Below are 24406 nucleotides of genomic sequence, written 5' to 3' on the forward strand. Positions count from 1 at the left end.
ATCTTCCCCCACCGGCTACACCACGTCAGTGTCACCGCCGAGGGCTTCGAAGCCGCTGGCGACTTCGAGGAGTTCGGCAGTAATCATGTTCTGCCGAAGCTCGCGGAACTGCGCAGCGAGTTCGTCGCGCATTTCTTCGATGTTCTTCTCGGCGCGCTGCATCGCGGCGAGACGCGCGGCATTCTCGGCAGCCATGGAGTGGCCAAAGGCGCGATAGAGGGAAATAAAGAGATGCTGTCGAAAGAGTGCGGAAAACATGTCGCGCTTGGGCACGCCAATCATGGGGAGATTGCGCCGGGGCCAAGGTTTTTCACCGAGTGACTCAGCCCAGTCGCGATTAAGGGGGAGCACCTGCCGCACCCGACACTCAAAGCCGCCGCCAGAGGCAGGGCGATTGTAGACAACGGTCAAGGGCGCAGGCTTAACGGGCAAACCACGCACGGCGGCCATTGCGGTTCCGGCGATACCGGGAAGCCCGGCAGGCTGAGGAATACGCCCAGACAGGGAAAGCCGGGCATCTTCTAGGGCACCAGCAAGCCGTTCTCCGCTGACAAAAATCACAGGGGGGACGTCCTGCGCATCAATAAAGGAAAGAACGTGCTCGCTGACAAGCTCGTTAAACGCGCCGCATAAGCCCTGATCCGTACCCACGGCGAGGACAATGTGCGCACCAGTGAGATGCGTCGTCCGAAGACCGCCATTGCGAAGAAGCGCGGCCCATCCCTGCTGCGTGACGCTGTCGTAGGCAGAGAGCGACTCAACGGCCTTTTCAAACTGCCGCATGTTGACGGCGGCGAGATTCTTCATGGAAGTGACAACGGAGAGCAGACTTCCTGCTGTTCCAATGCGCTTCTCAAGGCCTTCAAGCGTCAGCATGACCCACCTCACCAAACATTGCCTGAAACTCCCTGTCGAGATCGTTCCAGATGAGGTCGTCCTTGTCTGCGGCGAGAAGACGGGCTTCAAGAGCAGAGTCGGCAGCAATGAAGTCATAAATCTGCTGCCGCGCAGCACTGAGTTCTTCGAGCGGGGTGACGTCGAGATACCCTTGCGTCACGGCATAGAGAAGAGCGACCTGCCACGCAGCGGGAATGCGCTCATACCGCCCCTGCTTAAAGACCTCACGCACTCGCCGCCCATGCTCAAGGGTCGCACGGGTGGAGTCATCGAGCCGGGTACCGAAACGGGCAAAGGCTTCCAGCTCCTGAAACTGGGAATAGGAAAGCCGGAGATCCGCAGCCACTTTGCGATAGCCGGAATGCTGCGCACGTCCACCCACACGCGAGACAGAACGCCCAACATCAACAGCAGGAAGCTGCCCTTTGCGGAAGAGATCGGGGTTCACATAAATCTGCCCATCAGTAATAGAAATCAGGTTTGTAGGAATGTAGGCAGCCATGTTCTGGGCCTCGGTTTCAATGACCGGAAGCGCAGTCACGGAACCGCCACCATATGCCTCACGCAAATGCGTTGCCCGCTCCAAAAGGCGGGAATGCAGATAAAAAATGTCACCGGGGAACGCCTCACGCCCCGGAGGCCGCCGAAGGAGCAGTGAAATCTGACGATAGGCAATGGCGTGACGAGTCAGGTCATCATAGACCACCAAGACATCACGCCCCTGCTCCATGAGATATTCCGCCATGCTCGCAGCAGCGTAGGGCGCGGCATAAATCAGACCGGGTTGATCGCCACCTTCGGCCACGACCACCGTGGTGTACTCCATCGCACCATTGGCCCGAAGCGTCTCCACAACCTGCGCAACGCTGGCACTTCGCTGCCCGGTCGCGCAGTAAATGCAGAGGCAGTCCTTGCCCTGCTGATTCAGGATGGTGGACACAGCCACAGACGTTTTTCCAGTCTGCCTGTCTCCCAGAATCAGCTCACGCTGCCCACGGCCAACAGGGATGAGCGCATCAACAACCGTCATACCGGTTTCGAGAGGCGCATCAACAGGGTCGCGGTGCATGATCGGCGCGGCTTCGCGTTCAATGGGCCAGCGGGTCGCCGCATCAACAGGCCCACCGCCATCGAGGGGACGACCTAGGGGGTCGAGGACACGCCCAATAATGGATGGACCAACAGGCACATCCAAAACACGCTCTGTGCGCACGGCATCCTCACCGGCAGCCAAGCCCTGTGGGGGGTCCAGCAGCACCAGACCAATACGGTCCGGGAGAATGTCCATGGTCAGGGCAGAGACACGGCCGCCAAGCGTCACCAGCTCGCCAGAGCCAACACCGGGGAGTCCTTCGGCAAAGGCAATGCCCTCACCAACACTAATGACTCGCCCGACTTCCTGCGCCGGAGCCTCAAAACTGTATTCATCAAGCGCCTTGTTCACGGCATCTGCGCCGCGCTCAAGGGCTGCATCAAGTTCACGACCAGCAGAGTTCACGCTGTGCCCTCCTTGTGCTCTGGGCGCGAAAGAACGCTCATTACCCGCTCTTCCAGGCCATCAAGATACCCGGCCAAAGTCCATTCAATGCGCCGGTCTTCACCTTCCAGCCGCAGGCCAAAACCCAGTTCCGGCAGAGTCTCAAATGTGCACTGCGTGAGTTCAGGAAAACGAGCTTTCAGCTCTGCTTCGAGCTTTTCGCAAAATGCACTGCTGGGGTCCGCGCCCGTAAAAACGGTCACCACCGGGCCAACCTGCACAAGCTCTGCCTCGTCGACCTTCTGAAAAAACGCAGCAATCATGCGCTGCTCAAAGTCCGCACCACCAAGGTCGTGCAAAACACGCCGAGACAGCTCCAGAACTTCGCGCGCCACACGCTCAGACACATTGCGCTCCAGTTCTTTCTGCTCTCCCGCGAGTGCTTCGAGCCAGCGCTGACGCCGGGCATCAACTTCCTCGCGGACCTGCTCCGTTGCGTTTTCCCGCCAGCGCTCCACGTCGTTTCGCACCTGCTGGAGGAGCGCCTGCCGCTCATCGCGCAAGTCCTGCCGCTCCTGAACCAATGCGGCCTGCTGCTTTTGAGCCTCTTTTCGAGCCTCCTCAGCCTCACGCATACGATCGCGAACAGCCTGCTCCCGCTGATCCACAGCCTTGAGGATAGGACCATAGAGATAGCGCTTGAGCAGCCAGACAAGAATCAGAAAGTTGAGAATCTGCGCTCCGACAGTAAACCAGTCTATGAGCACGTCGTACCTCCGAATGCTGCACTCCACACCGCTCTGTGCAGGCGTGGAAAGCGCGTGCTAGCCACCAAGCTTGTCCACAAAGTAATTCCAGTACGGATTCGCAAAAAGCAGAATCATGGTCACAACAAATGCATAAATGGCGGTTGATTCGACCATTGCCAGACCGACAAACAGAGTCCGGGTGATGGTGCTGGCCTCATCTGGCTGCTGAGCCAGAGAGTTCAGAGCGCGGCCAAGGGCATGACCTTCGCCAATGCCGGGACCAATGGCACCAAGGCCAATGGCAAAACCAGAAGCGATAATGGACGCCGCAGCAATAAGGGTCAGACTGTCCATGCTGTTCTCCTATTCATTCATGTGTTGCTGATCTGTTTCGATGCCCGCCGCAATGTATACGGCAGCCAGCACTGCAAAAATATACGCCTGTACAACGCCAATAAGCAGTCCCAGAAGCTGCATGACAACCGGAACAAAAAGCGGGGCAATAATGAGCAGAATCATGCCCATGACCCGCCCGCTCATGATGTTGCCAAAAAGACGAACGGCAAGCGCCATTGTCCGGGACAGCTCAGAAAAAATATTGAGTGGAAGCATAAACGGGGAGGGCTGCACATAGACCTTGAGGTAGGTTCTGATGCCGCCACGAAATATACCGTAGGCCGGGACCATGATAAAAACGCAAAGGGAAAGCGCGACCGTGGTGGACAGCGAACCCGTCGGAGAATCAAAGCCCGGTACCGCTCCAAGAAGATTGCTCACAAGGATGTAGAGAAACAGGGTTCCCAAAAACGGGAGCAAACCCCGCGCAGAAACCTGCATCACATCATCAATCTGCTTGGCCGACTCCACCACAATGCTCTCCAGTACCGTCTGCCCGCGCGGAATACGCTTGCCACTGGCCAGCTCCTCTGGCGTCAGGTCCTGCGGGCGCACCAGCCTGCGCGTCACCAGCCATGAACCACACACGAGTATGCCCATGACCAGCCACGTCAGCACAATGGTCTTGTTTATGACGAACGGGCCGTACTGATAATAGACAATCCAGTCAGGACTGATGTCCATGCTGCCCTCCTCGCTCTCCCGGTCGCAGGCCAAGGTGCCGCACCATGAGAACCCGCATGGCGATAAACCCAATCACCGAGCACACAAGCGCGGCAGGGCCGTGCTGCATGGCCAGCCAAAAGCCCGCAAGCGCAACGGCAAGACGTAGCAGATACTGCAAAAAATAGCTTCGCCTGGGATGACTGCGCCCCGGCGTCGTCCTGAGACTCATCCACAGGCCACCAAAGTACAGCACGCCCAGAAATGCGCCCCACATGGTGGCGACAAAAAGCGTATTCAAATCCAGACCCTGCTGCATTATTCCTCCTGCCTTGGCTTTTCCCTGTTTTCCTTGTCGCGCAAAATCGCCTTGCGCTCACGACCAACCCAGTAGGCCGCATTCATGCAGCCAATCACGAGGCCCAGTACAAGAAGCATCAAAGTCCACGAACGGGTGCCCGGATGCGTCAGGTCAATCCAGAGGCCCAGAAATGCGCCAGCCAAAAGCGGAACCGCAACGGCCCAGCCCACAAGCCCAAACATGCCGAGACCTCGCAGCAGCTCTGGCCGGTTGTCCCGCCGCCCGTGCAGCCGACGTTCCTCTTCCCGTGCGACACGCTCTTCAAAACGCTTTGGCATCAGCCACCCTCCTGAAGAGAACCAAAATCCAGAACTCCGCGCACAAAACGGGCTTCCAGCCGTGCAAGCGCTGTTCGTGCCGAACGCTCAAGGTCGTCCTGCTCCTCCAGCATCTGCTTCACAGCGTCCTTGAGCTGCCCGAGCTCGCCAGTAACAGCATGGCGCGACGCCACCTGAACGCGCTCACCGACCTTGACCAGAATGCCGCCGTTCACCGCGACAAACTGCTCTTCGCCTCCCGGTGGCCACCACGAAAGGATGCCCGGCACCAGCGCCGAACTCATGTCGATATGCCGGGGCCGAAGACAAAAGCCTCCCATCGCACTTCTGGCGACAATCTTTTCAGCTTCTACCTCCAGAAAACGCTCCAGCGGCAAAATCAGCTCAAACTGCATCATGCCTCGTCCTTTGCGGTCTCGCTTTCGCCAATCTCATCCGGGACAGCGTGGCGAGTCTTGCCGCCTTCGACGTCATCAATGCTGCCCACCATGTAAAGCGCGGACTCCGGGACATCAGAAAAGTCGTCGTTCAGGATACGCTCGCAGCCCTCGACGGTCTGCTCTGCGGTCACCATCCGGCCTTCCTTACCCGTAAAGTGCATGGTGGTGAAAAATGGCTGGGTCAAAAAACGCTCAATGCGCCGGGCGCGATACACCGTGTTCCGGTCTTCGCGTGACAGCTCTTCCAGTCCGAGCATGGCAATGATGTCCTTGAGTTCTTCATAGGACGCCAGCGTCCGCTGAACCTCACGGGCAACATCGTAGTGCTTTTGCCCTACGATGGCCGCAGACAGCATTCTGGATGTGGACTGCAAGGGGTCCACGGCCGGATACAGGCCCTCTCCGGCCCGCTTTCTGGACAAAACAATGCTTGCAGAAAGGTGCGCAAAGGTGTGCACGGCCGACGGGTCAGTCAAATCGTCCGCAGGCACATACACGGCCTGAATGGAGGTAATGGCCGCCCGTTTTGAGCTGGAAATACGTTCTTCCAGCTCGGCAAGCTCCGTTGCCATTGTGGGCTGGTAGCCAAGGCGCGACGGAAGCCGCCCCATCAGTCCAGACAGTTCCATACCGGCCTGAATGAAACGGAAAACATTATCCACCAGTAGCAGCACGTCGCGCCCGTCTTCATCGCGGAAATGCTCGGCCATTGTCAGCGCAGGCAGGGCAACGCGGAAACGCGCTCCCGGAGGTTCATTCATCTGCCCAAAGACCATGACTGTGGAGTCCATGACTCCGGAGTCTTTCATGTCCCGGTACAGCTCTTCACCTTCGCGGCAGCGTTCGCCAATGCCACAAAAGATACTCACACCCTTGTGGTGGCCTGCCATGTTGTGAATCAGCTCGGTGATGACAACGGTCTTGCCCACGCCAGCACCACCAAACATGCCAGCCTTGCCGCCTCGCTCCAGCGGAGCCAAAAGGTCAATGGCCTTGATGCCTGTCGAAAAGAATTCTTCACCAGCAACACGCTCGGCCAGAGGAGCAGGCTCTGAGTACACAGGCTTGCGCGACAAATCCGGGGCATCCTTGCCGTCAATGGGATTGCCAAAGACGTTGAAAACCCGGCCCAGAAGCTCGTCCCCCACGGGGGCCTGCAAGGTTTCTCCCTCGCCAGTCACAGCCTCACCACGTGCAAGCCCGGCCACCGAGGTCAGCGCCACGCAGCGCACATGATTTCGGTTCAGGTGTGCGGCAACTTCCAGAACAAAAGCCCCATCAGGGCCAGTGTATAGCAAGGTCCGCATGGGAGGCAGACCCTGCTCAAACGCAACATCAATAACGCTTCCCCGGACGGAATCGACCACACCATCAAAACGGGTTTCTTCCCGACGTTCTTCTGTTCCACTGCGTTCCACAGTCTGCTCTCCTTCTCTTCGGGCTTTGGCCCAAAATCACGGTCAGGAATTTACCCAAAGCGCTGCACCATTCAGCTTGCGCCCAAGGTTTTCCGCCGTCGCACCAACAAAAATTTTCTTTATCATGCCGCCGCCAACGCCTGTGCGCCCAACAGCAACAGCTGCGTATTTTCCTGTTTCTGCCTCTTCCAGAATGGCTTTCCAGACGTTCACCCGCTCCACCACCAGGATGTGCTGACGATTTTGCAAAACGCCATTGGAAGCCAAAATCTCTCCGGCACGCTCAAAAATTTCTTCGGAATCCTTGTGGCTCGATGTGCCCGGAGAAATCACCCGCATCATGCGCACATGGTGCTCAGGCTCATCTGCAAGCATAAAGCCCACATGATCGGCCATTCTGTAGCTCGCCTCTGAACCGTCAAGCCCAAGCAGCACGTGCTGGCGGTGCTTTTCTGGCCAGCGGCAAATCCACAGTGGGGCCACGGTCTTTTGACTCAACGCTTCGCCAGTCACACTATCTTCCACCAGCTCTTCCAGCCGCGAGAGGCCCCGGCGCCCAAGAACCACGGCGTCGTACAGCCCACTCTCGCCTTCTTCCAGAATATCAAGCGCCGCAGTATTGCGCCGTGGCAAAAGCTTGAGGTGAACATGTTCTTTGGAAAAATGCCGATTGCACAAAAATTCCTGAGCCTCTTCCAGGGCCTGCTGCCCCTTTTCTCCCACTGCCGTCTCTGCTGCGGAAGCCGTCCCCGGTCCCCAGTCTGCCGCACGTGGCGCGGTATACAAAAGCGTTAGCTCAACATCCTTGTGATTCTGAAAAAACTGCTGCACGAAACGTAAACCATGAAGACTACTTTTCTCTCCACTCACAGTGACAAGAAGATGCCGTTTCATAATGCTCACCCCGCGTTATGGCGTCTTTGATGCACAGAAAGATACTGAATCTTTTTGATTCTTTTGCCTTGGGCAAAGGCCAAAAGTTGTATTCTTTTCGCCTCAATGGGAACACAATTTATCCGATCATTCAACATAGCAGATTTTTTCTCTGCTAACACGTCATTCTCATTGCGTCAGAGATCCGACCTCTACTCCTGTATCGTATAGTTTTCCCAAGTACACAAGTCTTTTCCATCATTACCTATTTATCATACTGCATAAAAAAACCCGTGCATTCCTCTTCCGGAGTGCACGGGAAATTCTTTTCAAAAGATTTTTTGTGATTTTTTCAAGAAAAAATATTTTTTCTTGTGACTACAAAAGCTTCTGCCGTAAAAATTCACCCATAATTATCGCCGCAGCCTGTGCAACATTCAAAGAATCAAAATCCCTCTGGAGCGGAATTGTCAGTCTTTCCGAACATCTTTTGGCGACGCCGGGGCGGATTCCTTTCTCCTCATTGCCCATCACAAGGACTGCCGGAGTTGACAATCTGCGCGCGTACATGTTCTCACCCTTGGGGTCTACAATGGAGCCATAAACTGGCCAACCAGCGTCAACACAGGTATCCAGTGCTCGTGACAAGTTCACAACTTTTGCTACAGGAAGCCGCGTCAGTGCACCCGCAGAAGACTTTACTGCAGCAGCACCCATGTATGCTGTGCGATCTTTCGGAACAATCAGTCCCGCGCCACCAAGTGCAAAAAGTGTACGTGCCATCGCTCCAATATTACCAGGGTCCTGTACCTGATCCAGCGCAAGAATAAGTGGCAGTGGCGCGTCCATTGCCTGAGCCAGCAGCTCATCCAGCTCAATAAAACGACTCTCACTGACCCGGGCGACAACGCCCTGCGTGTTGCCAGAAAAAAGCCGTGCCAAGTCAGTACGCGACGAAAGCCGAAAACGAACACGGGAACTGCGGCACAAATCCAGAATCTCCCCAAGCTCTTTTCCATGTGCGCCTTCCTGCACCAAAACAAGGTCGACACTCTGAGGATTATTACGCAAAAGCTCCAGAACAGGCTTTCTCCCTGGAACAATATTTTCTTCACTCTTTGTGGATTGCCGCATGTCTTTTTTATTATGCATTCGCTTTCCTGCTCCCAGATGAAAAATTGAAATAGCATTGCGTGTCGGGACTATTTCCCAATTGCGTTTTCAATTTTTCTTGACTTTCATTAGCCGTTTTCTAGATTTTCTTGTAAACTGCACACTGAAACAAACCATAACCATCTCTGCAAACGATGAAAAACATATCAAGCACCGCTCCAGACGTACAGATCTCCGGCCATACGGCATCAAAGGTTTTCAGCCTCTTATGCCTTATGCTGGCTGCCTGTGCCCTGCTCTCTCTTTCCGCCTGTGTGACCACAGGTCAGAAGGCTCCTGATACTCCTCTCATCTCCGCAGATGCGCCGCCGGATACCCCGGATGAACGCGCCGAAGGCTCAGAGCAGCCCAACGAAGAAGAGGTCGCCAACTTCGCCCAGAAAGACGCAATGCCTCTCTCCCCTCAGGAAGAACAGGCCCTGAGCACTAAACCAGACCTCAGCTTTGAACTCGACTCTGTCGAGACCAAAGAAATGCTCCAGTTCTTCCGCTTCTTCACCCATGATCGCCGCGGACGCAAGAGCTTTGAACGCTGGCTCAAGCGTTCCGAGAAATATATGCCCTACGTGCAGACCGAGCTTGCCAAGCGCGGCCTCCCGCACGACCTCGCCTTCCTGCCATTTGTCGAGAGCGGATTCAACCCAAAAGCTGGCTCCCACGCCGGAGCAAAAGGCCTTTGGCAGTTCATGCCCTACACTGGCAAGAAGTATGGCCTGAGCGTTGGCTGGTGGCTCGACGAACGCTATGACCCCTACAAGTCAACACACGCCGCTGCCGACTATCTCACCAAGCTGTATTCCGATTTTGGCGACTGGTATCTCGCCCTCGCTGCCTACAACGCTGGCGAAGGCCGCATTATGCGCGCCCTCAAAAGCTCCGGCTGCGACAATTATTTCGACCTTTCCAAAAAACGCTCAAATCGCTGGCGCCGCGGCCGCAGGCTCTATTACCTCCCCAAAGAAACCCGGAACTATGTTCCCAAGTTTATGGCCGTCATCAAAATCGTGCGGAATCTTGAATCCCTCGGTTTTGAAAAGCCCAACTGGGACCGCGAAGTCACCGTACAGGCCCTTGAGACCAAACCCAAGACGGACCTGCGTCGCCTCGCCTCCAACGTCGGCATGGACTGGAAAGCCTTCCGCGACATGAACCCCGCCTACGTTGAGGCCGGTACCCACCCCGAGCGTTCTTCCACTATTTATCTGCCACAGGACAAAATCACCAAGGCGCAGGAGTATCTCGCCAGCTCGTCCTTCCGCGAGTACACAGGCTATTATGCCTTCTATCGCGTTCGTCGCGGTGATTCATGGTATCGCATTTCCCGCCGCTTTGGCGTCTCTATTGCCGTCCTCAAGAAGTACAACCATCGCCGTTCCAACCTGCTACGCCCCGGTCAGTCTTTGAAGGTTCCCGGCAAAGGCCTCACCCGGAGCATGGTCGCGCAGAACAAGCGCAGCTCCAAGCGCTCCTCTCGCGCTACTTCCAATGGCTCCTACCGCGTCTGCAAAGGTGACACCCTTTGGGTCGTCGCCAAGCGCAACGGTCTCTCCATTGGCGCCCTCGCCCGTGCGAACAACCTCCCCGTTCGCGCCCATCTCAAGGTCGGTCAGCGGCTTTACATCCCGTCCTCCAACGCAGCAGCTCGCACCCGGCAGCTCGCACAGTCCCGCTCCAACTACACCATCAGGAGTGGCGACTCGCTCTGGACCATCGCACGCAAGCACAACACCACCGTCGCGACTCTCGCACGTGCAAACGGCATCTCCCGGCGCGCTACTCTTCGCCCCGGCAAGTCTCTCTACATCCCCGGACGCTCCGCTTCTGTCACGGCTTCCTCTTCCAAAGCCGCTCAGAAAAAATATCGCGTCCGCCGTGGCGATACACTCTATGCCATCGCACGTCGATTCAACACCACGACTAAAAAAATCATGGCGTGGAACAAGCTCTCGTCTACCAATATTCGCCCCGGTGACAGCTTGACCTTATATCAATAAGGGCAATTTTATTGGGGTGGGTGGGGTACGAGACTCTGTCTCGTGCTCTGCAAGGGGCGCTGCCCCTTGACCCCGCCCAAGGACGAGGCCCTTGGGAATCCCGCTATCGCCCAAAATTTAAGGGCCGGATGTGTGAAAGCCGTTGGCTTTCCCGTACATCCGGCCCTTTAATTTTGGCCTAGTGGGCGTTTCCCGAATGCGTGTTCTTCTGCCTTTTCCAGACCGCACTTATTTTCTTTCTGAACGCGAGCGTTCAAAAAGGAAATGGTGGCAACGCACGGGAAAGAGAAAGAGGCCGCTTTAGGCAGCCCCAACAAGTTTAAAAGCCGTCCAAGCGAAGCTTGAACGGCTTTTAAACTCGATGAGGATACGTAAGGGAATCATTCCCTTACGCGGGGGTTTGGGGGCTGGCCCCCAATCTTCCCCCACCCACCCATCCAGCACTAACGTGCTGGGGCTGGCCCCCAACTTTCCCCCACTCATCCATCAAAACACGGCATTAAAATCCAAAGGACTGAATGTCGTCATCTTTGAGGTTGATGAGCTTAAGGTAGCGGTAGTTGCCTTTTATCTGTGCATCTTCCCACATCTGCATAGCCTTTGCGTAACACTTGGGGCAGCAGTTCCGGGGGATTTGAATACCGACGGAAAGGGGGTTCACAGTGGAGCGAGATTCGATCTTGAGCACACCGGGGCAGTCATCACACTTGGTAATGGACTCGACCTGATTCTCGTTGATGCCGTCCGTGTCGTAAAAAATACTCTTGTCGCGGACATACATACCGTTAACGAGACGCCCTTCGATGTTGCCACGCGGCGGGTCAAAATACAGCTCACGAATGGAGTCGCTCAGGTCCTTGATGTAGTCCGTCACCTTTGCGGGCTGCCGGAGCTGATCCGGGTCATAATTCGGTTCACGAACACCAGAGTAATCCGCGCCAGCCATAGCGAGACAAATCCCGAGATTGACATAGGGGAGAGCGCCCTGAATGGAATAGCCCCCCTCAAGCACGGCAATGTCTGGGTTCACAAGCTCGTTGAGCTTTGCATAGCCCTGCGCAGAGAAATTCATGTTGGTAATCGGGTCAGTGAAGTGGTTGTCCTGCCCGGCCGAATTAATAACGAGATCAGGCTTAAAATCATCAAGGAGCGGCTTCACAACGTTCTCAATGACGTAGAGGAAGCCCTCATCACTGGTGTTAGGCGGCAGCGGAATATTGATGGTCTTGCCAAAGGCGTTGGGACCTCCAAGTTCCTGCGGGAAGCCCGTACCGGGATACAGAGTACGACCATCCTGATGCAGCGAGATAAACAGGGTATCCGGGTCGTGCCAAAACACGTCCTGTGAACCGTCGCCATGATGGCAGTCAGTGTCGACCACCGCGACACGCTTGTGCCCATAATTCGCACGGATGTGCTCAATCATGATGGCTTCAATGTTAATATTGCAAAATCCGCGATTACCGTGAACACACTTCATGGCGTGATGGCCGGGAGGGCGCACCATAGCAAAAGCCTTGTCCTCTGTGCCCTCCATAACGAGCCGCCCGGCGCGGATAGCGCCACCGGCCGAAATAAAGTGACTCTTTGTTGTCACTTCGGACACATCGGGAAAGCAAAAATGGACACGTTCAATGTCCTTTGCTGTCGCAATGTCGGGTTTGTGTTCTGTTATTCCTTCGATATCAAAAAGCCCCTCTTCACGAAGCTGGTCCTGCGTATACAGCAGGCGCTCTTCGCGTTCTGGATGGGTAGGGCTAATGGCCCAGTCATAGGCCGGGAAAAATATGATACCGAGTCGATTCTGTGCCTTGAGCATGACGCCTCTCTATCGTTGCACCATTAATTGCTTTTTCCAGAGAGGAGACGACTTCCGCCCCAAAATGTCAACTGAGCGGAACGCATGAGCGCCTACAGCACGCCATAGCAAAGCCTCTCCTGCATGCTTTTCGCATATCAAAAAAAGACACTTTTCGCCTTTTCTGGCTGGTTTTACTTCACCGTGAATCTTGTTACCTTGGGCACAGCCTGCTTCTATAAAAAAATTTTATGAGATGAAGAATCTGGAGAAAAACCATGCTGCTTGGAATTGATGTTGGAGGAACACACACGGATGCCGTTGTACTGGACGGTCAGGAAATCAAGGCGTCAATCAAGATTCCGACTGACCACAAAAATCTGCTCTCCTCCATCAGAACAGCACTGGAAAAGGTCCTTCACGGCGTTGACCCCAAAGCCGTCCGCCGCGTGAACCTGTCCACTACGCTTTCCACCAACGCCATTGTCGAAGGGAAAACCGAACCCGTTGGCGTCCTGGTCTCTTCCGGCCCCGGCATTGACCCCGAAAGCTACCGCATCGGCGAAAACTACTTCGTCCTTGGCGGCTCCATTGACCACCGGGGCACCGAGCAGGAATCACTCAGCCCCCGCGATCTCGATGCCGCGCTTGAAGCCTGCAAGGAGCGCAATCTGCGTGTCTTTGCCGCTGTCACCAAGTTCTCCACCCGCAACCCCGCGCATGAAAACCAGCTCGCCGAGGCCCTGGATGATGCGCTGGCTCCAGATCGCGTCACTCTTGGGCATTCCCTCTCTGGAACGCTCAACTTCCCCCGCCGCGTCGCAACTGCGTATTTCAACAGCGCGGTCTGGCGCGTCTACAACGACTTTGCGCAGGCTGTGGAAGAAAGCGCCGCGCACTTTGGTCTCGATGCGGAGATTAACATCCTCAAGGCTGACGGCGGCACCATGCCTCTTGAAGCCTCTCGCGAGACTCCTGTCGAATCAATTTTGTCCGGACCAGCAGCAAGTGTCATGGGGATTATTTCCCTCTGCGACGTGCAGGATGACGCCATTCTTTTGGACATCGGCGGAACCACCACGGACATCGCCCTTTTCGCCAACGGCGCACCACTCATCGAAAGCGAAGGCATGGCCATCAATGGCGCTCCCACGCTCGTGCAGGCGCTTCGCGTCACCCCCATTGGCATTGGTGGCGACTCCGCTATTCGTCTCTCCCGCGAGGCTGGTGTTACCGTCGGCCCCGATCGTCAGGGACCCGCCCTTGCCGTGTGTTCCGGCTCAGGCTGCACCCCCACTCTGACTGACGCCCTCAACACTCTCGGACTCAGCGACTTTGGCGACGTCGAAGCATCAAAGACAGGCATTGCCGCACTTGCCAAGCTCTGGGACATGTCTCCCGAGAAACTCGCGCAGAAGGTCGTCAGCGTCGCCGCAAGCACCATTGCCGAAGCCGTTCGCAGCATGGTTGAACGCATCAACGAGAAACCCGTGTACACCATTTATGAGATGCTCAAGGGCAAGAGTGTTCGACCCCGTCGCGTCGTCGCGATGGGTGGTCCCGCTCAGGCCATGCTCGACCCCATTCAGGACGCCCTCTCTCTGCCCGTCGAGCTGCCAGACCACTACTCCGTCGCCAACGCCATTGGCGCCGCCCGCACTCGGACCACCCTCGACGTTGAACTTTTCGCCGACACCGCAAAAGGCTCCCTCTTCATCCCCTCCCTCGATGTGAAAAAGCACGTCGCTCGGAACTACACCCTTGAGGATGCCAAGGCTGACGCTATCACAGAAATCCTCGCATTTCTCCGCTCTCGCGGCGTCTCCGTTCGCGACTCCGAACCAGAAATCACCGAGGCTGAAGCATTTAGCATGGTCGAAGGATACTCCACCACCGGCAAGAACATTCGCGTTAAATGTCAGCTCCGCCCCGGCGTTGATTAAGAGAGAATAACGAGACTCTGTCTCGTGCTCTGCAAGGGGCGCAGTTTTATTGGGGCGCTGCCCCAAACCCTGCAAGGGGCGCTGCCCCTTGACCCCGCCCAAGGACGAGGCCCTTGGGAATCCCGATTTCGCCCGAAATAAAAGGGGACCGAAATGTGATGAGAGCTACGCTCTCTTCTCCATTTCGGTCCCCTTTTTTTCGGCCTAATTAACTGGGCGTGTGTTCTTTTTCTTTGCGCCTCAACCCTTTCTTTTTGAACGCTCGCGTTCAAAAAGAAAATGGTGGCGAACGCACGAGAAAGAGAAAGAAGCTCTTTACGCCATTCTCACCCAAGTTTGAATTTCATTCACGCGAAGCGTGGATGGAATTCAAACTCGATGAGGATACGTAAGGGAATCATTCCCTTACGCGGGGTCCGGGGCTGGCCCCGGTTTTCTCCCCTCCCACCCATCCAGCCTTTTCAGGCTGGGGCTGGCCCCCAACTTTCCCCCACCCATTCTTTTTATTCTTCATCGACTTTAATGGGTGGTTTTTTCATAAACCAGACACCACCGACGAGACAGAGGAAGATGAGGCACTGAATGTAAAAGGCGTCGTTAAATGCGAGGGCGTTGGCTTCCTTCATCAGCTCTTGATAGAGAAAGGCGCGGGCCTCTTCGAGATGGTCGGAAAGAGGGCCGAGCTTCGCAGTCAAAGCCTGCTGAATTTCTGAAAGTCGCAGCTGATAAATGGGGTTAAGCGGCGTCATGTGCTCAGTGAGGATATTCTGATGATACTGAGCGCGCCGGGCGAGAAGTGTCGTCACAAAGGCTGTTCCAAAGGAACCGCCAAGATTACGCAAAAGGTTGTAGAGGGCAGAGGCATTGTTCATCTGATTGTTCTTAACGTAGGCGAAAGTGAGATAAGAGAGAGCGACAAAGAAAAACGGCATCGCTGCACCCTGAATCGCACGCGGAAGCGCCGCGCTAAAGAAATCAATGTTCAGGTTAAAACCTGCCATGAGATACAACGAGTAGGAACATAAAAGCAGCCCAAAGGAGAGAATCCAGCGAGCGTCAATGCGCTCAGTCAGCTTGCCCGCGATGGGCATAAAGATGAAGACGACAGCGCCACTGGGTCCAAGCACGAGACCAGCGAGAAGCGCGGTGTAGCCCATAAGCCCCTGAAGAAACATCGGGAGCAAAACAATGGAGCCGAAAAAGGCGAAAAAGCCTAAAAACATCACCACACAGCCAATCGAAAAACTTCCACTCTTGAAAATGCGCAGGTCTAGAACTGGATTCTTGTGCCGTAACTCCCACCAAACGAGAAAACTCAAAGCAGAAACGGCAATAATGGACATCACCGTAATGTTTGTGGAGGCAAACCAGTCATCCTGCTGCCCACGGTCGAGAACAATCTGCAAACAGCCAATGCCGACAGAGAGCAAGGCGAGACCGAGCACGTCCACTTCTTCGCCTTTCTTGGCGCGCTTGAGATACGGTGGGTCCTGCACAAAGGCAGAACACATGTAAAAGGCCAAAATGCCGAACGGCAAATTGATGTAAAAAATCCAGCGCCACGACCAGGTGTCCGTAATCCAGCCACCAACGAGCGGGCCAAAGATTGGTCCCATGACCACACCAAGACCAAAAATAGCCATCGCCATACCGCGCTGCTTGGCGGGGAAAGTCTCAAGCAGAATGGCCTGCGACACGGGCTGCAAACCACCGCCACCAATGCCCTGCATCACGCGGAAAAGAATGATCTGCATAAGATTGGTCGCAGCACCACAAAGGAGTGAACTCAAGGTAAAGAGCGCAACGGAGGCAACAAGATAGCGCTTGCGCCCCATCATGCGCGAAAGCCAGCCACTCATGGGAATAACCACGGCATTGGCCACGAGATACGAGGTGAGAACCCATGTGACTTCGTCCTGCCCGGCTGAAAGACTGCCCTGAATGTGCTCCAGCGCGACATTTGCCACGCTGGTGTCGAGCACTTCAATCATGGTGGGCAGCATAACCGACAAGGTTATAAGCCACTTTCCTGGAGCCTTGGCCGTCATTCGTCATCGCCGCCGTTGGTGTGAATGGTGGGAACAACACTCATGCCAATGCGCAGGGGCGGAATTCCCTCCGTTTTGGTCAGACGAATGCGCACAGGAATGCGCTGAACGACTTTGACATAGTTGCCAGAAGCATTCTCCGGCGGGAAAAGCGAAAAGGCAGAACCTGTTCCGGCCATAATGGATTCCACAACGCCTTCAAGAGTCACGTCGGAATACGTGTCGACCTTGATGGTCACATGCTGACCGACGCGAACGTCTTCAAGCTGCGTTTCCTTGTAGTTGGCCGTAATCCAGAGATCCTCTGGAGCCAGTGGAACCACAGCCAGCACGGGCTGCCCAGAAGCAACAACGCGCCCGGCTTCGACGTTCTTCTTGGTGACGTACCCGTCAACAGGGGCCTTCACATCGCAGTACTTGAGATTCAGCTCAGCCTTGTGAACACGCGCCATCTGCGCTTCAACCTCACGCGACTTAATCTCGGCCAGACCTTCGCCCGTTGCGGCAAGATCAATGTTGGCAGCCAGTCGCTTGAGATCAGCCTTAGTTGCAGCGATCTCGCGCTCAACAGCGGCAACTTCTGACTCGGCACGCGACTGGGCCGCCTGCGAAGTCCGCTCGGCCATCACGGCATCATCAAGCTGCGACTGCGGAGCCACGTCGTCCTTGACCAGTGTGCGATAGCGGCGCAGATCCTTTGCAGCCTTGATGTGCGTACTTTTTGCACTCTCAAAGCTGTGCAGTGCCGATTCCCGTCGCTTGGCCAGCTCTTCCAGCTTCCGCTCAAGGCTGACCTTTGCTGCGGTTGCACTCTGCACCTTGTAGCCGGTCTGGCTCCGCTCCAGCGGCACACCAAGCTCCAGAGAAGCCAGCGCGGCGCGCGCCTCAGCAAGTGCCACTGTATAATCCGTCTCGTCCAGCAGGAGAAGCGACTCCCCCTTTTTCACGAACTGGTTGTCTTCCACCAAAACGTCTGTGACGTATCCGCTCACTCGCGGTGAAATCATGTAGATATGACCATCAACAAAGGCATCGTCTGTCTGCACCTTGCCCCGCATGAACAGGAACCAGACCAGTGCAGCAACTGCCATGAGTACGAGCAGGCCAGCAAAAATTTTGCGTTTTAGCCCCGCGTGTTTTTCCGTCCCATTCTGTTCGTCTGCCATACCGCTATCCTTCTTCCACTTCTTTTCGAAGCGGCTCATCGTTTACTGAAGATTCCATATTTTTCGCCACTCGCTGCAAAACACTTATGCAGGTTTGCAGCTCCTCGTCCGGAATATTTTCCGTCACATTCACGTTGCAGCGAATCAGTGTTCCAATAAACTCTCCCTCGAGTTTCTTGGCTTTCTCTGTCAAAAAAATAAGCTTCTTACGGGCATCTTTTGCGTCTGCCCGCTTCTCAATATATCCTTTGTTCTCAAGGTGCCCCAGCGCCCTGGCGACTGTCCCCTTATCCATGTACAGCCTGCCCGCCAGCTCCTCCTGGCTTATCCCGTCCTCGTAGTACAGCTCCGCCATATGCATGAACTGCCCCTTACCGATCCCAAGAGGCGAGAGCTGTCTTCCGACGTATGTCATCCCAACTCGGTTACACACCGAAATACAGCGACCAAGTATTCCGTCTCTTCTCCACACCATGGCCTCTCCTTCAGCTCGAATTCGTATTTCTCTATTCTTCTTCTCTAACGTGAAAATCGTTGGACATGCAACTAAATTATTTTCTCATATAAAAAGCATATGTTTTTTCTATGAAAACAAGGATTTTAGGTAGAAAGCAGGGCTGCTTTTGCCCCATTTTATACGCTGCAAATCTCTGCTACAGTGCGTCTTGCTCATCTGCATAAGTGCTGCTACCCCATTCATGACGACACTTTTTTTTAAGGAGAAACACATGCTGTCACTCGGTTGGATCGCCGTTACCTATCTGCTTGGCGCAGTGCCCTTTGGACTTTTTGTTGGCCGCATATTTTGTGGCATCGACCCGCGGCTCGACGGAAGCCACAACACAGGCTCAACAAACGTCGCCCGCCTTTGCGGCTTTCGCTATGGCGTGCTGACGCTCCTGTTTGACGCAGGCAAAGGCTTCCTGCCCGTCTACCTCGCCTCCACCTTCAGCGACTCCACCTTCTTCCTCGGACTCGTCGCCCTCGCCGCCGTCGCCGGGCACGTCTACTCTGTCTTCCTCGACTGGAAAGGTGGCAAGGCCGTCGCAACAACCGTCGGCGCCTTCCTCGCCCTCGCCCCCGGCGCACTCCTCCTCTCCTGTCTCGTCTTTATCGGCGTCGTCCTCGCCTCTGGCTTCGTCTCCCTCGGCTCCCTCGCTCTCGTCTCCGCTCTCGTCCTCTTCCTCATCCTCTCCGGACAGTTTGGACTCGCCTTCTTCGCCGCTCTCATCGCCGCTCTCGTCTTTTACCGACACGCTGATAATATTCAGCGACTCGCTCACGGAACTGAAAAAAGCTGGAAAAAAAAGAAAAATTAATAAGAAGAAAGAATTGGGGGCCTGCCCCAGCACGTTAGCGCTGGATGGGTGGGTGGGAAGAAGAAGATTGGGGGCCTGCCCCCAACCCCCCGCGTAAGGGAATGATTCCCTTACGTATCCTCATCGAGTTTGAATTCCCTCCACGCTTCGCGTGAATGAAATTCAAACTTGTTGGGCATAACGTCGAGAGCCTCTTTCTCTTTCCCGCGCGTTCGCCACCATTTTCTTTCTGAACGCTTGCGTTCAGAAAGAAAATAAGTGCGGTAGAAAAAGGCAGAAGAACACGGGGTAGGGAAACGCCCACTAGGCCAAAAATAAGGGGCCGGATGCAAGGGAAAGCCAACGGCTTTCACACATCCGGCCCCTTATTTTTGGGCGATAGCGGGATTCCCAAGGGCCTCGTCCTTGGGCGGGGTCAAGGGGCAGCGCCCCTTGCAGGGTTTGGGGCAGCGCCCCAATAAAACTGCGCCCCTTGCAGAGCACGAGACGGAGTCTCGTATCCCCACCCACCTCAGACACCACCTGTTCAAATGCCAAAAAAATCCCCCCTCACGAGGAGGGGGGATTACGCTTTCAACGAATGGGGGAAAGAAGTTGTGGAGATTAGAGTACGGGGAGGTACTTGTTAATCTCGAACTCGGAGACGTGGGTACGGTACTCGTCCCACTCAGCGAGTTTGTTCTCGACGAGGTTCCGGTGGAGGGATTCGCCGAGGGTTTCTTTCATAAGCTCGGACTTTTCGAGTTCCTTAGCGGCGGAGTAAAGGTCGCCGGGGAGGGATTCGATGCCGTGGGTATCCATATCGACTTCATTGAAGGCGAAGATGTTTTCTTCAACGGCGGGAGCGAGCTCGTAGCCTTCCTCGATGCCTTTGAGGCCAGCGGCGAGCTGGACAGCGAAGCAAAGGTAGGGGTTAGCAGCCGGATCGGGGTTACGGAGTTCGATACGGGTAGCGGCTTCCTTACCGGGCTTGTACATAGGCACGCGGATAAGAGCGGAGCGGTTACGCTGAGCCCAAGCGATGTACACAGGGGCTTCGTAGCCGGGCACGAGACGCTTGTAGGAGTTCACGAACTGGTTGGTAACGCAGCAGAATTCCTTAGCGTGCTTGAGCAGGCCAGCGATGTAGGATTTGCACTCAGCAGAGAGGCAGTTGGGGTCCTTGGGATCAAAGAAGACGTTGCGGCCGTTCTTGAAGAGGGACTGGTGGACGTGCATACCGGAGCCGTTCTGGCCATAGATAGGCTTGGGCATAAAGGTAGCATAGGCACCGTGCTTGCGAGCGACTTCCTTAACGACGACGCGGTAGGTGGTAGCGACGTCGGCCATTTTAAGGCCTTCGTTGTAACGGAGGTCGATTTCGTGCTGAGAGGGAGCGACCTCGTGGTGGGAGTATTCGACCTGAATACCCATACGCTCGAGGGCGAAAATGATGTCACGACGGATGTCGTTACCGAGGTCCAGCGGCGGAGCGTCGAAGTAGCCACCAACGTCGAGGAGCTGTGGGGACTTGGAGTCGCCGAAGACGAAGAACTCGAGTTCAGGGCCGACATAGAAGGTGTATCCTTTCTCAGCGGCCTTAGCGATGACCTTGCGCAGGATGTGGCGGGGGTCATTTTCGTAAGGGGTGAGGTCGGGCTTCATGATGTCGCAGAACATACGAGCGACGGGGCGCTCGGTTGGGCGCCAGGAAACCATCTGGAAAGTTGTGGGGTCGGGGATAGCGACCATGTCGGATTCTTCGATACGGGTGAAGCCGAGGATGGATGAGCCGTCAAAGCCCATGCCTTCTTCGAAAGCGGCTTCGAGTTCGTTAGGGGTAACCTGGAAGCTTTTCAGGGTACCGACGATGTCGATGAACCAGAACTGAACAAAGCTGACGTTGTAGTCACGAACGGCCTTCAGGACGTCGTCAGCGTTTTTGCAATTGAAAACGGGAGTGTTTTCCATGGTCATTTCCTCCAAAGGGTGCTGGGCGTTTTTTTATAAAAGTGACCGATCAATGGATCGGGGTGCTGCAAACTTTTCAGAGTAATTCAAAAGGCGGGCCAAAAGGAGAAAGTCCCGCTGAGCCAATTGGATAGCAAAGGGCGCCCCGGAGTGCAACAAGTTTCTTTTGACATTTTTGTGCATTTTTTCACACTCTTTCACCTTTTTTTATTACTTTTTTGTCAAAAATACCTTTTTATCATAACTCAGCCACAAAATTTTGGCAAGCTCAGTCCTGTTTTTTTGGATGCAGCCACAAAAAAGTTCCCTCTCCGTCACGGACTCACAGGGCAAAAACTTTTTATAAGAAAAAATCCCCGCCCAGCCACGCTTCCCCGCCATATGGCGAAAATATGACAAAAAAGTAAGACGCAGTCACGATGACTGCGTCTTTTTTCTATTTTGCCCGAATTTTGGAGCTAAAGTGAGAAGAAAGCGTCTCCTCCTAAAGGATCTCTTCCTCTCCATCCTCATCGTCGCTCGCCGGGATTATCATCTCGTGCCGACGAAGCAGTTCCTCAAAACGGATGTCCGCACCAAGCACGCCCTGAATCTCGGATTCTTCATCATCAACAGGCGTTGCCACGGTCAGACACAACTTGCCTGTGAACTGCGACTTAAAAAAGTCCGTCACATGAAGCTTGCCAGTTCTGGTCGGCACCGTGAACCACTCACGAGCAGAAAAGTCTGTGTGCTCGTCAAAAGTCTTGTACTTCTCCACGTCTTCCTTGTGGCAGATGGCGTGCGAAACAAGGTGCCCGTTCGTGTTGATAAGATAGATGTACTGCACAAACGGGAATTCCTCGAGAAAACCATCCAGAAGCCCCTGCACCTGATCGGTACGCATCTGCCGGATTTCGTTCCGGGCAGACAGCCGGGCAATAATCCGGGCAGACAGCTTGTGCGCAATGTCCTTGAGGTGGTCGAAGTCCGTTGGGAACAGCTCGGGCAGGTACCGCTTTACCAGCGCCTTCATCTCCGCGTTGGAGAAATGCGTGGTGCGACCCTTTTCATACGTCTGCTCAATAGCCCTCGTAATGCGCCCGACAATGGGGTGCCGCTTGTCAATGCGGTCATCTCCAGCCAAAGCAAGATGCTGGTTAATCCAGTACGCAACCCCGGCCCGACCGGACTTGTCTGTGATGATGATCGGCACAGAGCGCTTCAGAATCTTCTCCGTGTCAAAGATATTGTAGATTTCCTCATTCTTGATGAGTCCATCCACATGAATCCCGGCACTTGTCGCGTTAAAGTCACGCCCAACAAATGGATAATTGTCTGGAATCCGGTAGCCAAGCTCACGCTCAAAATACTCGCCAATCTCGCTAATGGTCTCGGTCATGGCGGCGTTGTCATCACCTGTCAACGAAATGTATTCCATGACCAGAGCTTCCAGAGGCGCGTTACCGGTCCTCTCGCCAAAGCCAAGCAGCGTTCCATTGGCTCCACTGCAACCATACAGCCACGCTGTCGCCGCATTGGTCAGTACCTTGTGGAAATCATTGTGTCCGTGCCATTCCAGCCATTCGCTCGGAACTCCGGCGTCCTGTGTAAAGGCGTTCACAATGCGCGCCACAGAGCGCGGAAGCGCTGCTCCCGGATACGGCACGCCAAAACCCATGGTGTCGCAAAGGCGAATCTTGACTGGAAGCCCGCTCCCCTTTGCAAGCTCCATCAAACGAATCGCAAACGGCACACAAAAACCCATAATGTCCGCACGCGTCACGTCCTCAAAATGACAGCGTGGAACAATTCCCCATTCCAGAGCCTTCTCCACCAGCTCCAGATAGTCATCCATCGCCTTCTGGCGGTCTTTTTTGAGCTTGAGGTAGATGTGATAGTCCGAAACAGAGGTGAGCATACCCGTCTCTTTCAGCCCCATCTGACGCACAAGCTCCAGATCATTCTTGTTGGCACGAATCCAGCCCGTGACCTGCGGAAAGTCGTAGTCTTTGGCCAAACACGCCTTCACTGCGCGCTGGTCTTTTTTGGAATACAAAAAGAACTCACTCTGTCGAATCAGGCCAGAGTGACCACCGAGCTTATGCAAATAATCATAGAGTGTTGCAATCTGACGGACGGTGTACGGAGGCCGTGCCTGCTGTCCATCACGAAACGTCGTGTCCGTAATGAACATGGGATCTGCAGGATGCGGGATGGTGAACTCACCATCAAAGTTGATGCGCCCGACTTTCGTATATGGAAAGTTCTCGCGGAACAGTTCAGGACTGTCCGGGTTCTGCAAGCGATGCAGACCGGGGCTCTTGAATGTCAAGACGGACATTTGGGGACTCCTTTGCACATGGAAGTGTCTTTATGAACAATGGAAGGAAGGCCGTGAGTGTTGCCCGAAGATACCAAAAAAGACAAACTTGGCAAATCAAGAGTTTGAGTCGGGAAAAGAAAAGGCGAAATGCGTCTGCATTTCGCCTTTAAATACCGTTATTATGAACGTCTCGCGTGTATTCGCTCCAGCTCTTCATGAAGGAGCGGATGTTCTGCATTCAGGCACTGCGCCTCACTCAGCGCCTTGAGAGCCTCATCCTTCCACCCGCCAGAGCGCCAGCTCCGGGCAGCAAGCAAAAAGCGCAACTCTGGCTCCTCACCATAAATGGATGCCAAAAGCTTTTCATAACCACTGCCAAAAACCTCATGCACAAGGTCACGCCGGGCCACCAGAAAACGGGCCAAAAGCTCATTTTCCCGATGCCGGGGCAAGTACTGGGTCAAAAGCCGACGACAGTTGAACAAAATAAAACGAATACGGTTTATTTCGCGATGAATGCTTTCATTGGTCTGATCAAGCACATGCATAAGATCCTGAGAAATCGCATGCACATCAGCAGAAAGCTGGCGCCGATGAAGCTCGCGAAACCACGGAGCATAGTTTTGCTGCTGGTATGCGTCTTCCTTGAGCTTCATGGTGTCATGAAAAATATATCCCATGCTCCAGTCCAAAAACTGACCAAGCAGGTCATTTTCCGACGCATTTTTTTTAAAAAGCAGATGTGCGGTGTCCTTGAGACGCCACAGCAAGCCCTTGTTGGTCTCCAGACCAAGCAGGTTTTTCAACTGCACAAAATCAACGTGTCCGGTCCTGTCAAAAGCCCTGAATTCCGTCTCAAGCTCGTGATGGGCAAGACAAAAATCCCGCACGACATCACGGACAAAATCAGGCTTTTTGGCACGAATCCATGCCTTGGACATTGCAGGGAGACTCCTTTCCCCAAGCGGGGTTGATAAGCAGACACACCACCCAGCCGCATTCAAAACTCATGCGACAAAACGGCGTCGTTCTGTAAAGGCGTATAAAGGAATACTCAAGACGGTGCAAAACAAAATCGCAGCACACAAGCACGCAAGCGAAGTAACCAATCCGCCCCTCTCCAAGGCACTGGGCCAAATGCGGCAGATGGCAGAGCTG

General features: G+C 54.8%; 21 protein-coding genes. 3 read left to right on the plus strand and 18 right to left on the minus strand.

Features of this window, described 5'->3' with window-relative positions:
* Window positions 1-15: 15 nt before the first annotated feature.
* The 11 genes from B5D23_RS10210 to B5D23_RS10260 all read right to left on the minus strand — a co-directional run bounded on the left by B5D23_RS10210 (window position 16) and on the right by B5D23_RS10260 (window position 8704).
* Window positions 16-876: a F0F1 ATP synthase subunit gamma gene (locus B5D23_RS10210; RefSeq protein ID WP_159445976.1), complete on the minus strand. Its 861-nt coding sequence runs from the start codon at window positions 874-876 to the stop codon at window positions 16-18.
* Window positions 863-2395, minus strand: a complete 1533-nt coding sequence (locus B5D23_RS10215; RefSeq protein WP_078685339.1) for a F0F1 ATP synthase subunit alpha — start codon at window positions 2393-2395, stop codon at window positions 863-865. The genes B5D23_RS10210 and B5D23_RS10215 overlap by 14 nt, the downstream gene beginning before the upstream one ends.
* Window positions 2392-3141 carry a F0F1 ATP synthase subunit B family protein gene (locus tag B5D23_RS10220; RefSeq protein ID WP_159445977.1) on the minus strand — a complete coding sequence of 250 codons (750 nt, stop codon included), beginning with the start codon at window positions 3139-3141 and terminating at the stop codon, window positions 2392-2394. The genes B5D23_RS10215 and B5D23_RS10220 overlap by 4 nt, the downstream gene beginning before the upstream one ends.
* A 57-nt stretch (window positions 3142-3198) precedes the next feature.
* On the minus strand, window positions 3199-3477 hold the full coding sequence (locus tag B5D23_RS10225; RefSeq protein WP_078685341.1) for a F0F1 ATP synthase subunit C: 279 nt from the start codon (window positions 3475-3477) through the stop codon (window positions 3199-3201).
* Window positions 3478-3486: 9 nt separating this feature from the next.
* Window positions 3487-4203, minus strand: a complete 717-nt coding sequence (locus B5D23_RS10230; RefSeq protein ID WP_078685342.1) for a F0F1 ATP synthase subunit A — start codon at window positions 4201-4203, stop codon at window positions 3487-3489.
* Complete coding sequence (locus B5D23_RS10235; RefSeq protein WP_078685344.1) at window positions 4187-4501, minus strand: ATP synthase subunit I; 315 nt, start codon at window positions 4499-4501, stop codon at window positions 4187-4189. The genes B5D23_RS10230 and B5D23_RS10235 overlap by 17 nt, the downstream gene beginning before the upstream one ends.
* A complete protein-coding gene (locus tag B5D23_RS10240; RefSeq protein WP_078685345.1) occupies window positions 4501-4821 on the minus strand; it encodes an AtpZ/AtpI family protein in 321 nt (106 codons plus the stop codon). The genes B5D23_RS10235 and B5D23_RS10240 overlap by 1 nt, the downstream gene beginning before the upstream one ends.
* A complete protein-coding gene (locus B5D23_RS10245) occupies window positions 4821-5219 on the minus strand; it encodes a F0F1 ATP synthase subunit epsilon (protein WP_233813344.1) in 399 nt (132 codons plus the stop codon). Before B5D23_RS10245 ends, B5D23_RS10240 begins: the two co-directional genes overlap by 1 nt.
* A complete protein-coding gene (gene atpD, locus B5D23_RS10250; protein WP_078685346.1) occupies window positions 5216-6679 on the minus strand; it encodes a F0F1 ATP synthase subunit beta in 1464 nt (487 codons plus the stop codon). The genes B5D23_RS10245 and atpD overlap by 4 nt, the downstream gene beginning before the upstream one ends.
* A 42-nt stretch (window positions 6680-6721) precedes the next feature.
* The gene (locus B5D23_RS10255) at window positions 6722-7573 is read right to left on the minus strand and encodes a universal stress protein (protein WP_078685347.1); all 852 of its coding nucleotides are present in this window, start codon (window positions 7571-7573) and stop codon (window positions 6722-6724) included.
* 357 nt (window positions 7574-7930) lie between these two features.
* Window positions 7931-8704: a TrmH family RNA methyltransferase gene (locus tag B5D23_RS10260; protein ID WP_078685349.1), complete on the minus strand. Its 774-nt coding sequence runs from the start codon at window positions 8702-8704 to the stop codon at window positions 7931-7933.
* 155 nt (window positions 8705-8859) lie between these two features.
* On the opposite strand from B5D23_RS10260, the gene B5D23_RS10265 reads away from it, so the two are divergent.
* On the plus strand, window positions 8860-10719 hold the full coding sequence (locus B5D23_RS10265; protein ID WP_078685351.1) for a LysM peptidoglycan-binding domain-containing protein: 1860 nt from the start codon (window positions 8860-8862) through the stop codon (window positions 10717-10719).
* A gap of 499 nt (window positions 10720-11218) precedes the next feature.
* Here the strand turns inward: B5D23_RS10265 and B5D23_RS10270 are convergent, their stop codons facing one another.
* On the minus strand, window positions 11219-12538 hold the full coding sequence (locus B5D23_RS10270; protein ID WP_078685352.1) for a histone deacetylase family protein: 1320 nt from the start codon (window positions 12536-12538) through the stop codon (window positions 11219-11221).
* A 257-nt stretch (window positions 12539-12795) separates the two neighbouring features.
* Between B5D23_RS10270 and B5D23_RS10275 the strand changes: the two genes are divergently transcribed.
* Complete coding sequence (locus B5D23_RS10275; RefSeq protein WP_078685353.1) at window positions 12796-14460, plus strand: hydantoinase/oxoprolinase family protein; 1665 nt, start codon at window positions 12796-12798, stop codon at window positions 14458-14460.
* Between the two features lie 503 nt (window positions 14461-14963).
* Here the strand turns inward: B5D23_RS10275 and B5D23_RS10280 are convergent.
* Genes B5D23_RS10280 through B5D23_RS10290 form a run of 3 tightly spaced genes read right to left on the minus strand, consistent with a single transcriptional unit; the run spans window position 14964 to window position 18149 of the window.
* A complete protein-coding gene (locus B5D23_RS10280) occupies window positions 14964-16508 on the minus strand; it encodes a DHA2 family efflux MFS transporter permease subunit (protein WP_078685354.1) in 1545 nt (514 codons plus the stop codon).
* Complete coding sequence (locus tag B5D23_RS10285; RefSeq protein WP_078685355.1) at window positions 16505-17674, minus strand: HlyD family secretion protein; 1170 nt, start codon at window positions 17672-17674, stop codon at window positions 16505-16507. The genes B5D23_RS10280 and B5D23_RS10285 overlap by 4 nt, the downstream gene beginning before the upstream one ends.
* 4 nt (window positions 17675-17678) lie before the next feature.
* Window positions 17679-18149, minus strand: coding sequence for a MarR family winged helix-turn-helix transcriptional regulator (locus B5D23_RS10290; RefSeq protein ID WP_078685356.1), 471 nt, complete (start codon window positions 18147-18149; stop codon window positions 17679-17681).
* A gap of 253 nt (window positions 18150-18402) precedes the next feature.
* On the opposite strand from B5D23_RS10290, the gene plsY reads away from it, so the two are divergent.
* Entirely contained in the window at window positions 18403-18993 is a 591-nt protein-coding gene (plsY, locus tag B5D23_RS10295) for a glycerol-3-phosphate 1-O-acyltransferase PlsY (protein WP_078685357.1), read from the plus strand.
* A gap of 603 nt (window positions 18994-19596) precedes the next feature.
* Here the strand turns inward: plsY and B5D23_RS10305 are convergent.
* The 3 genes from B5D23_RS10305 to B5D23_RS10320 all read right to left on the minus strand — a co-directional run bounded on the left by B5D23_RS10305 (window position 19597) and on the right by B5D23_RS10320 (window position 24189).
* Window positions 19597-20943 (minus strand): glutamine synthetase family protein, encoded by a 1347-nt coding sequence (locus tag B5D23_RS10305; RefSeq protein ID WP_078685359.1) that lies wholly within the window; start codon window positions 20941-20943, stop codon window positions 19597-19599.
* A 484-nt stretch (window positions 20944-21427) separates the two neighbouring features.
* Entirely contained in the window at window positions 21428-23266 is a 1839-nt protein-coding gene (locus B5D23_RS10315; protein WP_078685361.1) for a triose-phosphate isomerase, read from the minus strand.
* A 161-nt stretch (window positions 23267-23427) separates the two neighbouring features.
* Window positions 23428-24189 carry a hypothetical protein gene (locus B5D23_RS10320; protein ID WP_078685362.1) on the minus strand — a complete coding sequence of 254 codons (762 nt, stop codon included), beginning with the start codon at window positions 24187-24189 and terminating at the stop codon, window positions 23428-23430.
* Between the last annotated feature and the right edge of the window lie 217 nt (window positions 24190-24406).

It is taken from the genome of Desulfobaculum bizertense DSM 18034 (assembly GCF_900167065.1).
Classification (GTDB): domain Bacteria; phylum Desulfobacterota; class Desulfovibrionia; order Desulfovibrionales; family Desulfovibrionaceae; genus Desulfobaculum; species Desulfobaculum bizertense.